Source organism: Collinsella sp. HCP28S3_G2 (assembly GCF_052065125.1).
Taxonomy (GTDB): Bacteria; Actinomycetota; Coriobacteriia; order Coriobacteriales; family Coriobacteriaceae; genus Collinsella.
This window is the reverse complement of record NZ_JBQHUO010000002.1, coordinates 209,793-229,388: the sequence shown is the minus strand read 5'-3', so window position 1 is coordinate 229,388 and position 19,596 is coordinate 209,793. Positions and strand designations below refer to the sequence as shown.

Genomic DNA, 19,596 nt, shown 5'->3' with positions numbered 1-19,596 from the left:
TGCCAACCATGGTAGCCGATTTGTGCGCATCCTCGCTGGCGGCGGTAGAATTGGTCAACCCGAAACACCGCAACGAACGGAAGTACCGCATGGCCCTCATCACTTCGTACCACGTCCCCGGCCTCTATGTCGAGGACCACAGCATCGACGTCCCCTTGGATTGGCGCGGCCTGGAGCCAATGCTTTTGGCCTTCGGCAGCACCATGCGCCGCGGCGCCATGCCGGCGCCCATCGCCGGCGCACCCGAGAGCATCAAGCTTTTCTACCGCGTGGTTTGCGCTCCCGACCGTATCAACGAAGACCTGCCACTCCTCCTCTTTTTGCAGGGCGGCCCCGGCGGCGAGAGCCCGCGTCCGCTGTCGCCCACAAGCGACGGCTGGATCGAGGAGGCCGTCAAGCACTTCCGCGTCGTCCTGCCCGACCAGCGCGGTACCGGGCGCAGCAGCTGTGTAGACGGGCGCACGATTGCCGCACTGGGCGAGCGCGCCGAGGCGGCAGGCTCCGATGCGGCCCGCTCGCAGGCGGACTTCCTCAAGCGCCACCTCGCCAGCTCCATCGTGCGCGACTTTGAGTACCTGCGCCTGGTGGGCTTTGGCGGCGAGCCCTGGGTCACACTCGGCCAGAGCTACGGCGGCTTTTTGACGTTGAACTATCTGTCGCTCTTCCCCGAGGGCGTGGCGGCGAGCTTTACCTGCGGCGGCATTCCGCACGTACCGGCGAGTGCCAGCGAGGTCTACGCGCACACCTTCCCGCGTATGGCGGCCAAGACTCAGCAGTATTACGACCGCTACCCCGCCGACGTCGAGCGCGTGGCGGCCCTGGCAGATGCCCTCGAGGAGCAAAAGCCCGCGCTGCCCGACGGCTCGCCGATGACGGTCGAGCGCCTGCAGCTCATGGGCAGCGACTTTGGCATGAAGCCGAGCTTTGAGCGCATGCACTGGATTATCGACCACGCGTTTGTTAATGGCGACGGTACGCTGAACTGCGGCTCCTCGGTATCAGACAGCTTTTTGATGCGCGCCTTCGAGCGCACCAACACGCGCACGAATCCGCTGTACTGGACGCTGCAAGAGTTCATCTACGCCGATGGCGACACGATGCCTATTGGCTGGGCAGCCGCCGAGGAAAAGGCCCATCGTGCCGAGTTCGACACCCTCGCGCGCCCACTCATGTTTACCGGCGAGGCCATGTTCCCGTGGATGTTTGAGCAGATGCCCGAGCTCAAGCCCTTCAAGCCCGCCATGGACCTGCTGATGGAAGACACCAGCTGGGACAAGATCTACGACCCGCAGCGCCTGGCCTGCAACGAGGTGCCGCTCCAAGCCGCGGTGTATTTCGACGACATGTACGTGGATTCGGGCCTGCAGCTCGACACGCTCAGCCGCGTGGGCAACTCACATGCCTGGGTGACGAACGAGTTCGAGCACGACGGCCTGCACGGCAGCATGGTGTTCAAGCACCTCTTCGACGAGGCCCTCAACCGCGGAGACCTGCGTCGAATCTTCTAGCATAGGAGTGTCCCCCATCAGCCGGCACAAAAGGAACGTCCCCAAGTGCCGGCACGAGAAAGACAGCGCTGCGGGAAACGATCCGCAGCGCTGTCTTTCTTTATGCAAAGACGATCAAGTTGTCTCGGTGGATCGCGGGCTTCTCGGCCAAGTCTGCCAGCAAGCGGTTGCCGGCAATCTGGTCCTGGCGGCGTCCGGCTGCAAGCTCCAGCACGTCCGAATCGGCCTCGGCGATACCGCGGGCGACAACCATACCGCTCGGGTCGCACACGTCGAGCACATCGCCCTCGGCAAACGTGCCATCGACCTCGCGAATACCCACCGCAAGCAGGGAAGAACCGCGGCTGACCAGCGCCTTCGCGGCGCCGTCATCGACCGTCACCGAGCCATGCGCCTTGTCGCCCAGTGCAATCCACAGCTTGCGGGGCGCAATGTCCAGGCGCTCCGCCGGCGGATCGAACAGCGTACCCACGCTCTCGCCGCGGGCAAGGCGCACGAGCGCATCGGGCTCCTCGCCCGAGCAAATCACGCTCTGAATGCCTGCCGTCATCAGGATGCGGCTCGCGCGGATCTTGGTAATCATGCCGCCTGTGCCAACCGATGTGGAAGAATCGCCCGCCGAGGCAATGATCTTGGCATCGATCCTATGCACGACCGGAACGAACTCGGCCGTGGGGTCCTCGTGCGGATTGGCGGTATAGAGGCCATCGATGTCCGAGAGCGTCACGCACAGGTCGGCAGAAACCAGGCAGCCCACAAGCGCCGCCAGCGTGTCGTTGTCGCCAAACTTGATCTCGTCGACGGTAACGGTGTCGTTCTCGTTGACGACCGGCACCACGCCCAGTTCCACCAGACGCAGCAGCGCGTCGCGCGCGTGCAGATAGGACGTGCGACGGGCCGTGTCGTGACGCGTGAGCAGCACGAGCGAGGTGAGCAGGTCGCGCGCATGGAACTCCTCGTCGTAGGCCGACGAGATGATGCACTGACCGGCCGAGGCGCAGGCCTGCAGGCTCGGCAGGTCACCGACCGGTTTGCGGTCAAAGCCCAGCACGGGATAGCCACAGGCAATGGCGCCCGAACTCACCACGACCAGACGCCAGCCGAGTTTGCGCAGGGCAGCAGCCTGATCGGCAAGCCCGCCGATAAAGGCGCGGTTGACCTTGCCATCGGCGCCCACCACCGTGGACGAACCGATCTTTACCACCATCGTTTTATAAGAAGTCGTCATACGTCAAACCAATCAACTGTTGAGGGTTCGGGCGAGCTGACGGCCGAGGGAACGTAATTCCACCCTACACCCAACAAAATTAGCGAGCCCAGGGGAAGGCAGAAGCCGCGGCCATATTCTTGCGCACGAGCTCGTCGCGCACCTGCGCCAGGCCCTGCTCCATGCCCACCACATAGGTCTGCGGGTACAGGAAGCGCTTGTAGACCGGATCCAGATGGTCCAGCGCCCAAGCGCAACGCTCGCGTGCGGCCTCGATGCTCTCGCGCGGGGCAACAGCGCTGCCGTCGCGCACGATCGGCGCCAGCAGCTCGCGATACTCAAGCTCGGACACGTCGGTCACCAGGGCGGCATCGTTCACGGCCACGAGGGTATTGCCGCGCGCGGCGCCCTCCCCCGCCAGATGGTCCTCGTCATATATCATGTCGCAGACCGGGCCGCCAAAGCCGTCGTAATAGCGGCGCACGCGCTGCACGCCTGGAATCGTGCGCTTGTAGGGCTGCTCGGAGAGCTTGACCACCGGAGTCCACGGGTCCGCCTCGCTCGCACGGCGGGCGGAAAGCTTGTACACGCCGCCCAGTGCCGGTTGGTCGTAGCAGGTCGCGAGCTTGGTGCCCACGCCAAAGCTATCGATGGGCGCGCCCTGGTCGAGCAGCGACTGAATCGTGTATTCATCCAGATCGTTGGAAACCGAGATCCCCACATAGGGCAGGCCCTCGGCATCAAAACGGCCGCGGACATACTTGGACAGCTTGGCGAGGTCGCCGGAATCGATGCGAATGGCCGACAGACGCTCGCCCACCGCCTCCATCTCCTTGGCAACCGTAATGGCATGCTCGCACCCCTCGCGCACATCATAAGTGTCGATGAGCAGCGTGCAGTTCTTAGGGCTCGACTTGGCAAAGGCACGGAAAGCCTCGAGCTCGGAATCGAAGCTCATCACCCAGCTGTGCGCATGCGTGCCAAAGACGGGAATACCGTAGCGGCGACCGGCGAGCACATTGGACGTAGAGGAACAGCCGGCAACGTAGCTCGCGCGCGCGACGGCCAGACCGCCATCGGGACCCTGGGCGCGGCGAAGGCCAAACTCGGCCACGGGACGGCCGTCCGCCGCCAGCACCACGCGCGCCGTCTTGGTGGCGACAAGCGTCTGGAAGCCGACGATGTTGAGCAGCGCCGTCTCGAGCAGCTGGCACTCCAGCGCGGGGCCGGTGACGCGCACCATGGGCTCGCGCGGAAAGACGAGCTCGCCCTCGGGGACGGCGTCGATGTTTACATGCGCACGAAAATCGCGCAGGTAGTCGAGGAATTCGGGCTTGAACATCGCGCCGCCGGCCGGGGCCTGGAGCGATGCGAGGTAGTCGATATCCTCGGGCGTAAAGCGAAGGTTTTCGACCAGCTCGGGCAGCTCGGCGGTGCCGCACATGACGGCGTAGGCGCTGCCAAACGGATGGTCACGGTAAAACGCGGTAAAACAGCCCTGCTCATTGGCCTTGCCGCTCTCCCACAGGCCCTGGGCCATAGTGAGCTCGTACAGATCGGTGAGCATTGCGATGTCGGTGGGATGCGAGATGTCGGTCAAAGCCATGGGGCGACCTTTCGAATGCGTTGTGCAGAGGTTGAGGGTTGGACAAGAGCAGAGCATGCGGACATGACGCCCGATGCAAATCGGTTAGAGCAGGCCCATGCTGGTCATGATCGTGTAGCCCATAAAGACGACAAACGCGACCAAGGCGAGCGCGATGATGATCTTTTGAGCCGGGGCCATACCGGGGATCTCGCCCTCGGCCGTGGGCTCCTTGGAAGTGACCATGCGCTGGGCAAACGTCATCTCGTCACGGCTCGGCTTGGAATCGACGGGCTTGGGACGAGTGGCTTTCTTAGGCTGAGGCTTGGGTGCAGCAGGCGCAGGCTTCGCAGCAGCGGGCCTGGGCGCGGGCTTGCGCTCGGATGCGGCGCTCGCGGCAGCCTCCTCGGCCTTCGCATGCTCGGCACGCAGGGCGGCCAGCTCCTCACGCTCGCGACGGGCCTCTTCCTGGGCCTCGCGGCGGGCCTTCTCGGCGCGGAGCTCTTCCAACTCGGCGCGCTCCTCGTCGGACAATGGTTGGGAATCAAGCTCGGCCATGGTGCAGCCCTTTCTTTCAAAAAAAGCCGCCGACACAATGTCGACGGCTTATCAAATCCAAGGGTGGAGACGAAGGGAGTCGAACCCTCGGCCTCTGCCATGCGACGGCAGCGCTCTCCCAACTGAGCTACGTCCCCAGGACAAGTTGATATTTTACCTACGGCTCGCCAGCTGTCAACGCCCAATACCCAGTCTTTTTGGGACGGGGCTTTTTTGACTACTTTTCGGATGGTAGCTCGACCCCCACCGGGAGCAGTCTTTTTGGGACGGGGCTATTTTAGCTGCCACTGCCGTTAATCGTCCAAATCGTTTTCGCTATCTGCCTGGGTAGCTAAAATAGCCCCGTCCCAAAAAGACTGCTCAAAAGAGCTACTTTGCGCTGGTGAGGACGCCGGTGGTGTCGAAGGCTGGGGTAAAGCTCTCGTCTACCGCGCCGCCCTCTTGCCAGAACATCGTCGTAAAGCCCAGGTCGTCGGCATGGTCGAGCACCCGCTCGTACTCCTCGCGCGTCACGGCTCGCGCCAAGTCGCCACCCTGCTCGCGCATGAGCGCATTGGGCGTGTACTGGTTCATGACCGAGATCGGCACATCACCCACCGTCTGCCACACCAGGTCTAGCACGCGACACGAATCGTCCGCATGCCCCGGCAACACCAGGTGACGCACGATCATGCCGCGCTTCATGAGCCCGTCCTCGTCCACCAGCTCTCCCCCACGACGCTCAATCTCGCGCGCCATTTGCGCCAAACCCGACACGGCCACACGCGGGTAGTCCTTAATGTGGGAGAGCGACTGCGCAAGCCCCGCATCGGCATATTTAAAGTCGGTTAGCCACACATCGACCAGATCGCCGAGCGCCGCCACGGCACTCGCGCGCTCATAACCGCTTGTGTTGTAGACGATTGGGATGACCAGTCCGCGCGCCCGTGCCGCGGCAATCGCAGCCGGCAGCAGGTGCGCGTAGTGAGTCGCCGTCACCAAGTTAATATTGTTTGCACCCTGGTCCTGCAGCTCCAACATAATCTCGACCAGGCGCTCGGGCGAAATTTCAAGCCCAAAATTGCCCGTCGAGATCTCGTGGTTCTGGCAATAGACGCATTTGAGCGAGCAGCCGCTAAAGAAGATCGTGCCCGAACCGGCCTCGCCCGAAATAGGCGGCTCCTCCCACATATGAAGCGCCGCGCGGGCCACCTTGAGCGTGTCGTTAGCACCGCATACGCCGCGTGCACCCTCATCGCGCGCCGCACCGCAACGGCGCGGACACAAATGGCAGGCGGGCGAAAAAAGTTCGGTCAACGACGTCGGCATAAAAACATGCTCCAAAACAACGATTCAGCAGCTCAAACGCAAAAGGACCAACCGCGCAGACGGCTCGAGCCCAAGGCGCCGTAATCGTCCGACACGATTTTTGTAATGTCAAGACTGGAATCGATAAAGTGTCGCTTTATGATGTAGGTATTCCGCCCCCCGCGGAGCAACTGGGTGAACCGTCGCGTTTATTTAGGGAGCCCACACAGTCGTACGTAGTACAGGTATCCTTCGTTGTTAAGGACGCTGGAACGGTCGATGAGGGCACCCACCTGTTTTAGGTGGGTTCATTTTCGTAACGTGGGGGGTGGTTTTCTTTTGCCGATTTTGCCAAAAATTGCCATCGCAGATTCCGTATGACACCCAACGGCACTCGGCAGAACCCCCGCCACCATCCCAATATCTGGTAAGCGCGTGATTATCGATTGGCGCGATTCCCCGCACCCCCTTTGGTCGAGTATCATGGGTCAGCTATACCCTTTGCGGCATGGCATCCTTTGACCTTTTCCTTCGACGCTTGGCGGTTTTGATACATGGCTTCATCCACGAGCTACATACCGTTCCTTTGCGTGGCAGCCGCGGCATATATCACGACCTTCCTCACGGTGCCCCTGGTTAAACGTCTGGCAATCAAGCTCGACGCCGTTGACTATCCTTCAAAACGCCGTATCAACACCAAGCCCATCCCGCGCTTGGGAGGTACGGCGGTCTTTTTGGGCCTGGTCGTTGCCTGCATCGTTCAGATTATGGGCACCTGGCATCTGGGCTGGCCGCCCGTCTTGGTCCCGCATCCGCGCCTGCACATTAGCTACCCCATGCTGGCGCTTTCTTTTACCGTCATTTTTGCGACCGGCGCGATCGACGACGTCTTCCAGCTTAAGCCCAAGCAAAAGCTCGCCGGCCAGGTCCTCGCCGCGCTCATCGCCTGCGTGGGTGGCCTAAAAATCGGCGTCATCGTCAACCCGGTTGCCCCCGGCGAGATTATGCTCGGCTGGCTCGCCTATCCCATCACCGTGGTCTACCTGGTGGCGTTCACCAATATCATCAACCTCATCGACGGCCTCGATGGCCTGGCCACAGGCATCTGCGGCATCGCATCGTTCACGATGTTCTCGATGGCCGTTCTCTCGGGCCGCATCGATGCCGCCGCGCTCTCCATCGCGCTCTTTGGCGCCTGCCTCGCCTTCTTGCGCTATAACTTCAACCCCGCGAGCATCTTTCTGGGCGACTCGGGGTCGCTGCTGCTGGGCTTTGCGCTTGGTTCCATTTCGCTGCTTAATGTGAGCCGCACCGCCGCGCTCACCTCGCTTATCATTCCGCTCATCGTTGCCGGTGTGCCCATCATCGACACGTTTAGCGCCATCGTGCGCCGCAAGCGCGCCCACATTAGCATTGGGCAGGCCGACAAAGGCCACATCCACCACCGCCTCATTCAAGAGGGCTATAACCAAAAGCAGGCTGTGCTGCTTATCTATGCCTGGTGTGTCCTGCTTTCGGCCGGTGCGGCCGCCATCAACCAGGTCGAAGTCCCCATGCGCGTGCTCATCTTTACCGTCCTTGGCATTGGCTCGGCAGCCTTCGCCAAGCACCTGCACCTGTTTGAGCCCGTGCTACGTCACCATTACAACAAGCGCACGCACGAAGACGAGCTGATAACCCCCGACGACCCCGCCTTTAAGCAGGAGGAGCAAGCGGCCGAGGAGCGTAAGGGAGAGCGCCGCCACAGGCATTAAGGTTTGCTGCAGAAGGTCGCTCTGCTTACCGTCGGCCGCTCGTGACCGCGCCTCGACCGCCACGCATGTCTCGCCTTACCACCCCCTTGCCCACTTTCGCCCGCCCCTCTCAATAAACGCGTTATCATCTTGACCCATGAACATACGTTAGGAGCAATCATGCCAAACGAGAACAGCTACGAAGTCGCGCTGCAAAAGAGCAACGCCATTCGCGAGGGCCTGGCCAAGACGCCCGAGAAGTTCACCATGCTTACCGGCGACCGCCCCACCGGCCGTCTGCACCTGGGCCACTACTTTGGCACCCTCAAGGGCCGCGTGGAGTTGCAGAATATGGGCGCCAAGACCAACGTGCTCATTGCCGACTACCAGGTCATCACCGACCGCGACACCACCGAGCACATCCAGGACAACGTGTATAACATGGTCATGGACTACCTTGCCTGCGGTATCGACCCCGACAAGACCATGATCTACACGCACTCCGCCGTGCCCGCCGCCAACCAGCTCATGCTGCCGTTCCTGTCGCTGGTCTCCGAGGCCGAGCTGGCGCGCAACCCCACCGTCAAGGCCGAGATGGAGGCCTCGGGCCACGAGCTCACCGGCCTTCTGCTCACCTATCCGGTACACCAGGCCTGCGACATCCTGTTCTGCAAGGGTAACGTTGTGCCCGTCGGTCGCGACCAGCTGCCGCACATCGAGCTCACCCGTACCATCGCCCGCCGCTTTAACAACCGCTACGGCAAGGTGTTCCCCGAGGTCGACGCGCTGCTGTCCGAAACCCCGCTGCTGCCCGGCCTGGACGGCCGCAAGATGAGCAAGAGCTACGGCAACGCCATCAATATCTCGATGACCGCCGAGGAGACGGCCAAGCGCATCAAGAAGAGCCAGACCGACTCCGAACGCATGATTACGTTTGATCCCGAGAACCGCCCCGGCGTGTCCGGCCTGCTTTCGACCGCCGCCATCTGCACCGGCCGTTCCGAGGTCGAGATTGCCGAGGAGATTGGCATGGGTGGCTCCGGCCAACTCAAGAAGTACGTGACCGAGGCCGTCAACGGGTACTTCGCACCGATCCGCGAGCGTCGCCAGCGCTACGAGAACGACCTGGACTATGTGAAGGACGTCCTGCACGAGGGCAACCGTCGTGCCAACGAGATCGCCGAGCAGACCCTGGCCGAGGTTCAGGACGCCATGGGCATGGTGTACTAGTCGAGAGCAATAAACAACACTCAAACTAAACCGCCGCGATTGGCACAATCCTCGTTGCGGCGGTTTTGTTTTCTTCAGAGGTCGGTCGCCGAGATATTCAGCCGCTTGGCAGAACCCCTAAGTCGCAAGCACCTTGAGGCTATATCCTGTTAAGCAATGACACCCTATTGTTTAACATGCGGCAGCTTTTACGGCAGACCCGACCGACCGGAAGGAGTCCCATGAGCTCAGTTGCGTTTTGTACCTGCAACGACCGGAAATGCCCATTTAACCCTGTCAACCACGAGAAGGGCTGCACACCGTGTATCGCTAAGAATCTGCACGAGCACGAGATTCCAACGTGCCTGTTCAACGCGATTTCTCCCGATCGGCTTGAGGCCGATAAAGACGAGTGGTCGTGGCAAGCGTTCGCGCGGCATGTAGAAGCATATCTGGGAAGCGACAGCCCAAGAATCCCCGCAGGCGAAGAAGCGCCGCAGGGATTTACCAAGATCGGTTGCTGTAAGCGGGACTAACAATCAAAGTTAGTGCCCCCCCTAAAACCAAACGTCAGTACCTCATTATGGGATAACAGACCTGATGGGTTTGCCCCATGCCTACAGGAAAGCGCCCGCCGACCATGGCAGCCGACGGGCGCTTTCCTGAAGTACACCGTTGAATCGCACAGAGGGGAGGAATGCGAATCAAACTCAACAGGGCAGGCTTTTTCATCGCCTATTGCCTGCTCCGTTGTTGCATACAATATAGTTCGCCTTTGTTTACTTTACAGCGTCAAATCGTGCCGCCATACCTTCTCCATAAGTTAGCTAAGGTAAACCTACCAAATAGGGACTGATTTATTTTGGCAGGTTTTTTCTGGGGAAACGTCAACGGCGCCGGCGTTCCACCGCAAAGGGGACAGGCACCTTTGTAGTGGTTTTAGCGCGAACGAGTCGCTATAACCCAGCCGGCCAACGACAGGCAGCCAAGTCGACGTGCATGGGATCGGCAAACGTCACGCCCTCCCCCAGCAGAAGTTCGCGCTGAGCATCGGGGCCGCCAAACGCAAAGCCCTCGCAAATGCGACCATCGGCAAACACCACGCGGTGACAGGGAATCTCGCCGGGGCGCGGATTGCTGTGCAGCGCATAGCCCACGTACCGCGCACTTCGTGGACGGCCGGCGAGCAGCGCCACCTGGCCGTACGTGGCAACCATCCCCTCAGGGATCTGCTCGACTACCTCGTACACCCGCTCAAAAAAGCCCTCAGACGCCATCGATGTTCCTTTCCGCCCGCAACAGCATAAATCAAATGATCCCTCGGGGACGGCAGGGTTGCGGATCATTTGCGGCCTCCGTGCGGCCGTTGGTCCGCAACCCCGTCATCGCCGAGGGATCACATGGCATGGCAGGTAGCGTTTGCCCAGATAAAACCTGCCAAAATAAACCTGTCCCTTTTTGGCAGGTCGGTTAGTTGGCAGGCTGGAAGAAGGCTACGGCTACGGCACCGGGGCCTACATGGGTGCCGATGGTGGCGCCGATGGTGTGAACGGGCAGCTCGCCCTCGGTGTGGCCAGCCCACAGCGTCGCACTATCCTCGATATACTTCTTGAGCACCGCATCCGAAAGGCCCGTATAGCCGAGCGCCAGCGGCATGGAAAAGTCGACGCCGCCCGCCTGTTCGACCTTTTGGTTCAGCAGGTTGCGACCGTTCTTGGAACCGCGCGCCTTGCCCAGCTGCACGATCAGACCGTCCTCGGCAGCCACCACGGGCTTTACGTTGAGCAGCGTGCCCACGGCGCCGGCCGCAGCAGACAGGCGACCGCCGCGCACCAGGTACTCCAGCGTCTCGAGCAGGCCGATAACCACCACGCGGTCGCGCACGGCCTCGACCGCCGCCGCGATCTGGGCCGCGCTACGGCCCTCGTCCACCAAGCGCAGGGCATACTCGACCAGTACGCGCTCGCCCAGGGTGACGTTGTTGCTGTCTACCACGAACACATCGCCGCCCGGTGCCTCGGCAAGTGCGGTACGGGCACTCTGATTGGTGCCGGAAAGCTTAGCGCCCACGGTAATAATCACGGCCTCATCGCCGGCCTCACGAACCTCGGCGATAGCCTGCGAAAACGCGTACGGGTTGACCTGACCGGTCTTGGGCAGCTCATCGCGCTCCACGAGCATCTCGTAAAAGCGCTGGTGATCGATGTCGACGCCATCCATGTACACATCGGTGCCAAAGGTAACGGACAGTGGCAAAACAGCCAGTGCCGGGTGCTCCGCCGGCGACATATCGCTTGCGGAATCGGTAATAATGCGGACGGACATAGCGAATCCTTTCTTGCGCAGGTCCCGCGCAGGGAATTTTGACAGCAATGCCCCGGCACGGTATACGCGCTCAAACGGGACGATGCAGTTGTTAATGGGAAGCAAATGCCTAGGCGGCCCTACAGCTCGCGCAGGGTGTCGAGAATCGTACGCAACGACGCGTACATCTGCTCGCGCTGCTCCACGCCCATGGCCTTGCCGGTGGCGTCGAGCACCTCGCAAATAATACGATCGGCCTCATTCATGCTCTCGCCGCCCAACGTGGTCAGGCGAACCGGAGCGCGATACTTAACGGCGGCATCGCCCGAATCGTCGACCTCGACAAAGCCGCCCTCTTCCAGATGCGCCAGCGTGCGCGAGACGGCAGCGCGGGTCACGCCTGCCATGCGGGCGAGGTCGGCACCAGTCAGGCCGTCCTTGCTGCGCTCAAGATAGTACAGGCACATGATATCGGAACCCTTAAGACCCAGCCTTGCTCCCTCAGATGCCTTAATGCGCTGGATCTCCTTGTAGAGTCCGCTGATCAGTCCGACAAAGTCCTCAAAACGCGTCTCGTCGTTCTGCTGCATGGGAGACGACCGCCTTTCGCTTGCATGATGCTAACGGGTAAACATCTTAGCCGCATGCCCGAACCCCCGTACCCAAATATCGCAATTGTTAACCCATCAACATAAAAACCACCACAAAGGGGATAGCACCTTTGTGGTGGTTTGGGGCATCAAAAGGTTCTAGGCGCCGCTACAGCTCCACGCAGGGATTGTCGCGGGTCACAAGCGTCTTAACGACAACCGTCGCTCCCAGATAGCGCTCAAGCAGCTCGGCTAAGCGATCGATCGCGGCCTGGCAGTCCCCCATTCGCTCGGGCTCAACACACTCAATCGCCAGAAACGCATCGGCAGAATCGTCGGACAGAGCCGTTCGAACGCCGTCGCGCCAGTTCCAGCAGCGGCACACGGCGCCCGCATCATCGATGTAGGCGAGCTCGCCGGGCAGCGTCGGATCATCTGCCTCCTCGCCAAGCGGCAAGAACGCATCGCCACCGTCGGTCACCTTCAAGCGAAGGTCTCCCTCAATCGCGTGCAAATCCTCGCCTCCCACGGGCAGCGCGTAGGTCAGCGACACCGTGTTGTAAATATCCACCGCCGGTGTGATATGACCGACCGGCTTGCCCTTGAGCACGCGCTTGAGCAAGTTCTCGATCGAGCAGCGGGCGCCCTTTTTAGTCTTGAACAGGCGATAGGCCTCGCGCCATGCCTTGACCGGCGCGTTCTCGCTGATGGTATCGCTTGTCAGGTGGCGCTCCGCATCGATATTGGCGCGATCGAGCAGCGCCGCAATCGCGTCCACGTCCTCTTGAGGAATCTGAGCCGCGGGCTTCATGCCCTTTACGACCACGACGCCGACCGCCGCCTGTGGAAATAGCTCCCAAAATGAATCCTCGGCAATAAAGCCCTTCATACGTGCTCCTTTCGCAATTCGCGCCAACGCGAGCGCCTAAACAAAAAGCGCCCTCACAGCGGCCACCTTCAAAGTCCTACGGTGCCGTCACAAGAGCGCTTACGCTGCCCCCATCCGGAGAAGGGGACGATATGTCAGGCGCATTGTAACCCGAGTCATCCACACGAGCAAAACTACCACAAAGGCGCCTACCTCTTTGTGGTGGATATGGACTCGAGGCGACGCTAGTGGCGGAGTCCCAGCAGGCCGCGGCCGCGATGACGGGCCTCGGCGGGCACCTGAGCGTGCGGGCCGGCGGCCTTGACGGACTCGGGCAGGTGCGAGTACTTCTTCTCGAAGTTCTCCTCGAACATCACCGCCAAGTTGTGCGCGGCCTCGTCGTAGCGCGCTGTGCTCTGCCAGTACTGGCGCGGCACCAGGATGCCGTCCGGCACACCGTGGCACGTGGTGGGAATGTCGACATTAAAGATATCGTCGTGCAAGAACTCGCTGTCCTCGATGGTACCGTCGAGGGCGCGTGCGACCAGGGCGCGCGTGTAGGCAAGCTCGATGCGATGGCCCACGCCATAACCGCCGCCAATCCAGCCGGTGTTGAGCAGATAGACGCGGGTGCGACCGTCGGCGATACGCTCGCCGAGCATCTTGGCATAGACCATGGGGTCGAGCGGCATAAACGGCTCTCCGAACAGCGAGGAGAACGTAGGCGTGGGCTCGGTGACGCCGACCTCGGTACCGGGGATCTTGGCGGTGAAGCCCGTCACAAAGTGATACATGGCGGCATCGGCCGTCAGGCGCGAGATAGGCGGCAGCACGCCAAAGGCATCGCAGGTCAAAAACAGCACGACGCTCGGGGTGGTGCCCATGCCCTTGGTCCACGCGTTGGGGATATGCTCGACGGGATAGGCAACGCGCGTGTTGTGCGTGATCGAGACGTCATCGTAGTTGGGCTTGCGGTTCTCGTCGAGCACCACGTTTTCGCAGATCGCGCCAAAGCGAACGGCGTTGAAGATCTCGGGCTCGTGAAACTCGTCCAGGCCCTCGCACTTGGCGTAGCAGCCGCCCTCGATGTTGAAGATGCCCATGTCGGACCAACCGTGCTCGTCGTCGCCGATCAGCAGGCGCGTGGGATTGGCCGAAAGCGTGGTCTTGCCGGTGCCGGACAGGCCAAAGAACACCGCGGTCTCGTGCGTGACGGGATCCATGCTGGCCGAGCAGTGCATGGGCAGCACATCGTCCTCGACGGGCAGCAGGTAATTCATGACGCTGAAGATGGACTTTTTAATCTCACCGGAGTAGCCGGTGCCGGCAACCAGAATCACGCGCTCCTGGAAGTTGATGACCACGGCGGCGCTGGAGTTGAGGCCCTTGATGGCGGGGTCGCACTGGTACCCGGGTGCCGCGAGCACGCAAAAGTCCGGCTCGCCGGTGCGCGCAATTTCGCGAGCGAGCGGACGGGCGAGCATCTGCTTAATGAAGAGCGCCTGGCTCGCGCGCTCGCAGGCAACGAGCAGGCGACGCGTGTGGTTGCGGTCGGCACCCGCCATGCCGCGCGTGACGAACACGTCGCGCTCGTTGAGATAGTCGACGATGCCGGCCTTGATGGCCTCGTAGCTCTCAATCGAAAGCGGGCGGTTGACGGCGCCCCAGGCGATCTTGTCGTGAACATCGGGGGTGTCAACGATAAAGCGGTCGTTGGGAGAACGGCCGGTGCGCTCCCCCGTCTCGATTACCAGCGCGCCGTTGGATGCCATGCGGCCCTCTTCACGGCGGATAGCGTGCTCGACGAGCTCCGCAGCAGGTAGATCGACCAGCAGACGCGGCTGATTCTCGGCGGGATCTTCGACCAGCGTAATACCAAAGTTGGACAGAACTTCTGCAGGGGTAACACCAGGCATGGGGCCTCCTTTAAAAGCGCGTCACGCGGGCGCGGCGCGCACTTTACTCACGTAAAGTTCGTTGTACCCGATATGCAAAAACGTTTTTGCGGCAAGGGGGGCAAGCCCGCCCAACGGTCAAAAATCCCAGGCAAGCGGCCTAGTCATTGGGTAGTCATTGGGGACGTTCTTAAACGACGAGTCGTTGGGGACACTCTTGAACAGGCAACATTCAAGGAGTGTCCCCGGATGCCGGCACAAAAGGAGCGTCCCTAAGTGCCAACTACAGCGGCAAGCCTTGGCCGAGCATGGCGATGGCGCTCATAAGGATCAGCATGCCGGCGGCGTAGGGCAGGACGGCGCCCAGGAGCTCGGCATCCTTGCCGCGCACGTGCACGGCGGCCAGGCCGATGGCAAGCGTCTGCGGCGAGATCATCTTGCCGGCAGCGACGCCAAGCGCGTTCAGCGCGACCATCCAGTAGTCGCTCACGCCCAGCGCGGTGGCAGCCTGGCTCTGGATGGGACCAAACAGCATGCCAGAAGACGTGCCCGAACCGGTCACGAATGCACCGACCGCGCCGATCCACGGAGCCAGAATCGGGTACAGGCCACCGGCGACCGCAATGCAAAACGCGCTGATCGAAGAGATCATGCCCGCATAGCCCATAACCTTGGCACAGCCCAGAACCGAAAGCATGGTAATGACCGTCGGCATCATCTGCTTGACGGTCGCGGCCAGTACCTCGCCCATCATGCGCGGCGAAGCACCTTGAATAGCGCCGCCGACAAACGCCGCCAGGAAAATCCAGACGCCCGGCGTGTTGATCCACGAAAACGTGAGCGTGCCGGGGTTCTCGCCGCAATACACCTGCACCTGGCTCGCAAACGGTGCGAGCGCAGCATGCACGGCAGGCACCAGGTTAGACGTTCCCAACAGCAGCACAAAGATCAGGATGAAGCACGACCAAGCCGAAAGCGCCGACTTAGCGGTGAGCTGCTCGCCGGCCTCGATATTCATGTGGAAGCGTGCGTCCAGATGCCCCGACTTCTCGGCACGCATGGCAAGCGCAGCTGTCAGCGCGAGCGAAACGATGGAACCGACGACGACGGCAAGCTCGGGACCCACAAACATGGCAACGACAAGAGCCGCACCGGCAAAGGACACGCCGGAGAGCACGGCGATGCCCGCCACGCCGTTCAGGCGCTCGGTAATGCCCGCAACATTACCCTGGTCATCGGCGACACGACCCGCAACCAGCACGATAAACAGCGGCATCATCACAAAGAAAGGCGCCAGCTGCACCATCTGAACGGTCGCCAAATGCAGCGGGTCCAGGCCCACCAGACCGGCAACGGACACCGTGGGAATGCCAATGGAGCCGTAGGGCGTGGGCACGCCGTTGGCCAGCAGACAGATGAGCACGGCGGGCACGGCCTCAAAGCCCAGGCCCGCGAGCATGCCAGCGGGAATGGCGACGGCGGTGCCAAAACCGGCCATGCCCTCCATAAAGCCACCAAAGCACCAGGCCACAAGCAGCGCCAGCAGGCGGCGATCGCTGCTGATGGAGGTGATCATGCTGCCGATCACGTCCATGGCGCCCGTGCGAACGCACAGGTTATACGTGAACACCGCGGCGATGATTACCAAAACGATGGGCCACAGGGCCATCAAAAAGCCTTCGAGCGAGGCGGTCGCGATCTGCGCTGCCGGCAGGTGCCACCATGCGAAGGCAAGCACGCACGAAAGGACAAACGATCCGATGGCGGCTTTCCAAGCTGGCCATTTAAAGCACAGCAGCATCACGACAAGCCAAATGATCGGCACAAGAGCCAGCAAGAATGCGGCGACGTCCATGGGTAGAAGCTCCTTGGTGCCGCGCGGGCGGCATCGTGGTATCACATAACTTCAACAGGATACCGCACGCTCACCGACAATTTACTGCCGCCCCCCGAAAATATTGAACAATCCGTTCAAAAACATGAGTGACACCGTCGCGTCTATACTAGAACGCAGCAATAGAAAGGACCCGCCTTGAGCATCTCGCCCCTCGATAGCATCCGCCGCGCCATCGCCCGCCGCAACGGCATCGCCAACCCCGCTGTATCGGGCGGGGCGCACGGACAGGGCGGCCGCATCGAGAACGGCCTCTTCCCCGCATCGCACACCGCCGAGGAGCTCGCGCGTATCCAGGAGCTGAGTCAGCGCAACGCCGGCGGTCCAAATAGCGGCCAAGCCACGCGTCGTCGTCGCGAGTGCGATCGCGAGCCCGGTCCTGTCCGCCGTATGGTCAACGCCTGGTGGAACCGCCTGCTCGGCGCCGTCTACGGCGGCGGTTTCTCCATGCAGGAAGCCGAATACGAGGAGCACGCCACCAGCCGCGACTACCTTTGGAATACCCTCGGCACCGCCGTGTGGGGCATGGCGTTTCCGCTGCTCACTATCGTGTCCACGCAACTCGTGGGCGCCGAAGAAGCCGGCAAGTTCTCCATCGCCTTTGTCACCGGCACGCTCATCATGATCGCGTGCAACTACGGCGTGCGCAATTTTCAGGTCTCGGACATCGACGAGAAGACGTCCTTTGCCTCCTACCAGCTCAACCGCTGGCTTTGCGGAGCTCTCGCCCTAGGCTGCGGCCTCATGTACAGCAGCGCCCGCGGCTATGACGCGCAGATGGCGACGATCGGCCTGGGCGTCTACCTGTATAAGGTAATCGACGGCGTGGCGGACGTGTACGAGGGCCGCCTGCAGCAGGCCGACAAGCTCTACCTAGCCGGCATGAGCCAAACGCTGCGTTCCGCCGGCGTCATCGCGGTCTTTAGCGTGGCGCTGTTCCTTACGCGCAGCATGCCCATCGCGGCCATGGCCATGGGTGTCACAGCAATCGCCTCGCTTGTGCTGGTCACCGCCCCACTCGCCCTACTCGAGACCGAAAAATCGCGTCGCGTGAGCATACGCGAAGTCGGCCACCTCTTTGCGCAGTGCGCCCCGCTCTTTGGCGCGCTCTTTTTGTTCAACCTTATCGAGAGCATGCCCAAGTTTGTGATGGAAGGCACGCTGGCCTACAAATATCAGCTGTACTTTAATGCCCTATTCTTTCCGGCGCAGGCCATTTTGCTGAGCATTGGATTTATCTATAAACCGCAGCTCTTACGCTTGTCGAGCATTTGGGCTAACCCGCGCAAGCGTCGCCGCTTTGACTTAATTATTGTCGCCGTCATGGCGCTGATCTTGGGTTTCACTGGCGCATGCGCCGCGTTTATGGCAGGCCCCGGCATTCCCCTTATGAGCTTTATGTACGGCCTCAACTTTGAGCGCTACCGCACATTGGCGCTGCTGATGGTCGTCGCCGGCGGCATCACCGCAGCCATCGATTTTATCTACGCCATTATCACAGTGCTGCGCCACGCCGGCGATGTCACCAAGATCTACCTCATTTGCTTTGCCGTGAGCGTGGTGGTACCGATGGTCCTCATCAACCTACTGGGGCTGATGGGTGCCGTCGTGAGCTACCTGCTCATCATGGCCCTACTGCTGGTGCTATTGATTGTCGAGTACGCCCACATTCGCCAGCGCATAGAACGAGCCCGCAACCCGTACGGTGTCTAATTAGCTGCCTCGGCCACCGGAATTTGCGATGGAATTACCCGGGCTGGGGTCTTGTTGCGGACAATATACATCACGCAAAACTAAGTGAGTAGACTTTTACCGAATCCCCGACCACACCGACAAAGCACAAGTCTGTGACCTGCGGTTTTATTGAGGTAAACATGTTGGGTGCTCGGCATTTCCAAAAAAGTCTACTCACTTAGCCAGCGGGCAGCCAAATGATTACTTAATCCCCGTCCCAGAAAAATCATTTGATGGGCAGAAGGGCAAAAGTAGTCAAAAAAGCCCCGTCCCAAATTAGCTACCCTTTGCACCGATTACTCGCCAGGGAGAATGTTTGCATAGAACTCGGCCCCGTCGTCCAGGCGCAGAATGCCTACACGGCCGAACTCGGAGCCGGTGGCGGCGGCACAGTCGATGTCGATGCGGTCGGGAACGCCGGCGGTATCCTCGCCGCCCAGGCGCACAATCTGCCCGCGGCCCGACTCCTCATCGAGCCCTGCCAGGCCGCCAACCTCGCAATAGCGCCCCAGCGACACCGTGGGCGTGTGGCCACTCACCACGACCGGACCCTTGCCCTCGGCAGAAAGCAGCCCCGTCGGGGCATCCCAATAGCCATGCCGAATCCACAGCAGGTCATCGGACGACTGCACGGCAAGCATTTGCTGCAGCAACTCGCTATCGGCATCGACCGCTCCTCTGCCGTCACCGCAATCGACACCATGTTCTAGCAAAAACGCACGCGCCGCCTCGGTCTGAATGCCGGCGTGCACCAGCAAATACGGACGCTCAGCAGTCTCTGCCACCGCATAGAGCGGCAGGGCAGCAGCCCAGCGTACCAGCTCCTCGTATGCCTCAAACTCCATTTCGTTGAGCTGTTGGCGCGTGGTCCAACCGCCGTTGATGTCCCAGGTCTCGGCATCGAGCGGGTCCTGGCCGATGATCGCGTCGAGCATAATCTGCTCGTGGTTACCCTTAAGCACGCGAGCGTTGGGCAGCGATCGCACCAAGTTGATGACGCCGACCGGATCGGGCCCGCGATCGATCATGTCGCCCAGCACATACAGCGTGTCGTCGAACGCCAGCGAGATCTTGGAAAGGGCCTCGTCCAGCGCGCGCACGTGCCCGTGGGCATCAGATGTCACATAGATCGCCATGGAACGCCTTTCCCTGCATTACGGCGAAGCCTGGAGCCGCAACTAAAACTTCAAGTTGAACTTAAACGTTACCCATTGTACTCCGTTG

Annotated in this window: 16 protein-coding genes and 1 tRNA gene; 5 read left to right on the top strand and 12 right to left on the bottom strand. The window is 61.3% G+C overall.

Annotation, left to right across the window (positions count from 1 at the left end):
• Positions 1–8 precede the first annotated feature (8 nt).
• A complete protein-coding gene (locus ACTNB2_RS02665; protein WP_441044695.1) occupies positions 9–1,508 on the top strand; it encodes an alpha/beta fold hydrolase in 1,500 nt (499 codons plus the stop codon).
• A 100-nt stretch (positions 1,509–1,608) separates the two neighbouring features.
• Here ACTNB2_RS02665 and proB read toward each other — a convergent pair whose 3' ends face one another.
• The 5 genes from proB to ACTNB2_RS02640 form a co-directional block, all read right to left on the bottom strand.
• Complete coding sequence (gene proB / locus ACTNB2_RS02660; RefSeq protein WP_441014792.1) at positions 1,609–2,736, bottom strand: glutamate 5-kinase; 1,128 nt, start codon at positions 2,734–2,736, stop codon at positions 1,609–1,611.
• Between the two features lie 79 nt (positions 2,737–2,815).
• Entirely contained in the window at positions 2,816–4,321 is a 1,506-nt protein-coding gene (locus ACTNB2_RS02655) for a nicotinate phosphoribosyltransferase (protein WP_427794587.1), read from the bottom strand.
• An 84-nt stretch (positions 4,322–4,405) separates the two neighbouring features.
• Positions 4,406–4,858 carry a hypothetical protein gene (locus ACTNB2_RS02650; protein WP_441044694.1) on the bottom strand — a complete coding sequence of 151 codons (453 nt, stop codon included), beginning with the start codon at positions 4,856–4,858 and terminating at the stop codon, positions 4,406–4,408.
• A 64-nt stretch (positions 4,859–4,922) separates the two neighbouring features.
• Positions 4,923–4,995: transfer RNA gene (locus ACTNB2_RS02645), tRNA-Ala, on the bottom strand.
• Between the two features lie 232 nt (positions 4,996–5,227).
• Entirely contained in the window at positions 5,228–6,166 is a 939-nt protein-coding gene (locus ACTNB2_RS02640; RefSeq protein ID WP_441044693.1) for a radical SAM protein, read from the bottom strand.
• A 533-nt stretch (positions 6,167–6,699) separates the two neighbouring features.
• Between ACTNB2_RS02640 and ACTNB2_RS02635 the strand changes: the two genes are divergently transcribed.
• From ACTNB2_RS02635 to ACTNB2_RS02625, 3 genes are all read left to right on the top strand, one after another.
• On the top strand, positions 6,700–7,899 hold the full coding sequence (locus ACTNB2_RS02635) for an MraY family glycosyltransferase (RefSeq protein WP_441044692.1): 1,200 nt from the start codon (positions 6,700–6,702) through the stop codon (positions 7,897–7,899).
• A 159-nt stretch (positions 7,900–8,058) separates the two neighbouring features.
• On the top strand, positions 8,059–9,108 hold the full coding sequence (gene trpS / locus ACTNB2_RS02630) for a tryptophan--tRNA ligase (RefSeq protein ID WP_427794591.1): 1,050 nt from the start codon (positions 8,059–8,061) through the stop codon (positions 9,106–9,108).
• 221 nt (positions 9,109–9,329) lie between these two features.
• Positions 9,330–9,623 (top strand): DUF6485 family protein, encoded by a 294-nt coding sequence (locus ACTNB2_RS02625; RefSeq protein ID WP_195838532.1) that lies wholly within the window; start codon positions 9,330–9,332, stop codon positions 9,621–9,623.
• 420 nt (positions 9,624–10,043) lie between these two features.
• Here the strand turns inward: ACTNB2_RS02625 and ACTNB2_RS02620 are convergent, their stop codons facing one another.
• From ACTNB2_RS02620 to ACTNB2_RS02595, 6 genes are all read right to left on the bottom strand, one after another.
• On the bottom strand, positions 10,044–10,364 hold the full coding sequence (locus ACTNB2_RS02620; protein WP_441044691.1) for an MGMT family protein: 321 nt from the start codon (positions 10,362–10,364) through the stop codon (positions 10,044–10,046).
• 193 nt (positions 10,365–10,557) lie between these two features.
• Positions 10,558–11,412, bottom strand: coding sequence for a DegV family protein (locus ACTNB2_RS02615; protein WP_441041876.1), 855 nt, complete (start codon positions 11,410–11,412; stop codon positions 10,558–10,560).
• 119 nt (positions 11,413–11,531) lie between these two features.
• Entirely contained in the window at positions 11,532–11,981 is a 450-nt protein-coding gene (locus ACTNB2_RS02610; protein ID WP_441041875.1) for a MarR family winged helix-turn-helix transcriptional regulator, read from the bottom strand.
• 169 nt (positions 11,982–12,150) lie between these two features.
• Positions 12,151–12,870, bottom strand: coding sequence for a B3/B4 domain-containing protein (locus ACTNB2_RS02605; protein ID WP_441041874.1), 720 nt, complete (start codon positions 12,868–12,870; stop codon positions 12,151–12,153).
• Between the two features lie 224 nt (positions 12,871–13,094).
• The gene (gene pckA / locus ACTNB2_RS02600) at positions 13,095–14,765 is read right to left on the bottom strand and encodes a phosphoenolpyruvate carboxykinase (ATP) (protein WP_441041872.1); all 1,671 of its coding nucleotides are present in this window, start codon (positions 14,763–14,765) and stop codon (positions 13,095–13,097) included.
• A gap of 262 nt (positions 14,766–15,027) precedes the next feature.
• A complete protein-coding gene (locus ACTNB2_RS02595; protein WP_441041870.1) occupies positions 15,028–16,599 on the bottom strand; it encodes an L-lactate permease in 1,572 nt (523 codons plus the stop codon).
• Positions 16,600–16,776: 177 nt separating this feature from the next.
• Here ACTNB2_RS02595 and ACTNB2_RS02590 point away from each other — a divergent pair, with 177 nt between their 5' ends.
• Positions 16,777–18,351, top strand: coding sequence for a lipopolysaccharide biosynthesis protein (locus ACTNB2_RS02590; protein WP_441041868.1), 1,575 nt, complete (start codon positions 16,777–16,779; stop codon positions 18,349–18,351).
• A 317-nt stretch (positions 18,352–18,668) separates the two neighbouring features.
• Here the strand turns inward: ACTNB2_RS02590 and ACTNB2_RS02585 are convergent, their stop codons facing one another.
• Complete coding sequence (locus ACTNB2_RS02585) at positions 18,669–19,508, bottom strand: metallophosphoesterase (RefSeq protein WP_441041866.1); 840 nt, start codon at positions 19,506–19,508, stop codon at positions 18,669–18,671.
• Between the last annotated feature and the right edge of the window lie 88 nt (positions 19,509–19,596).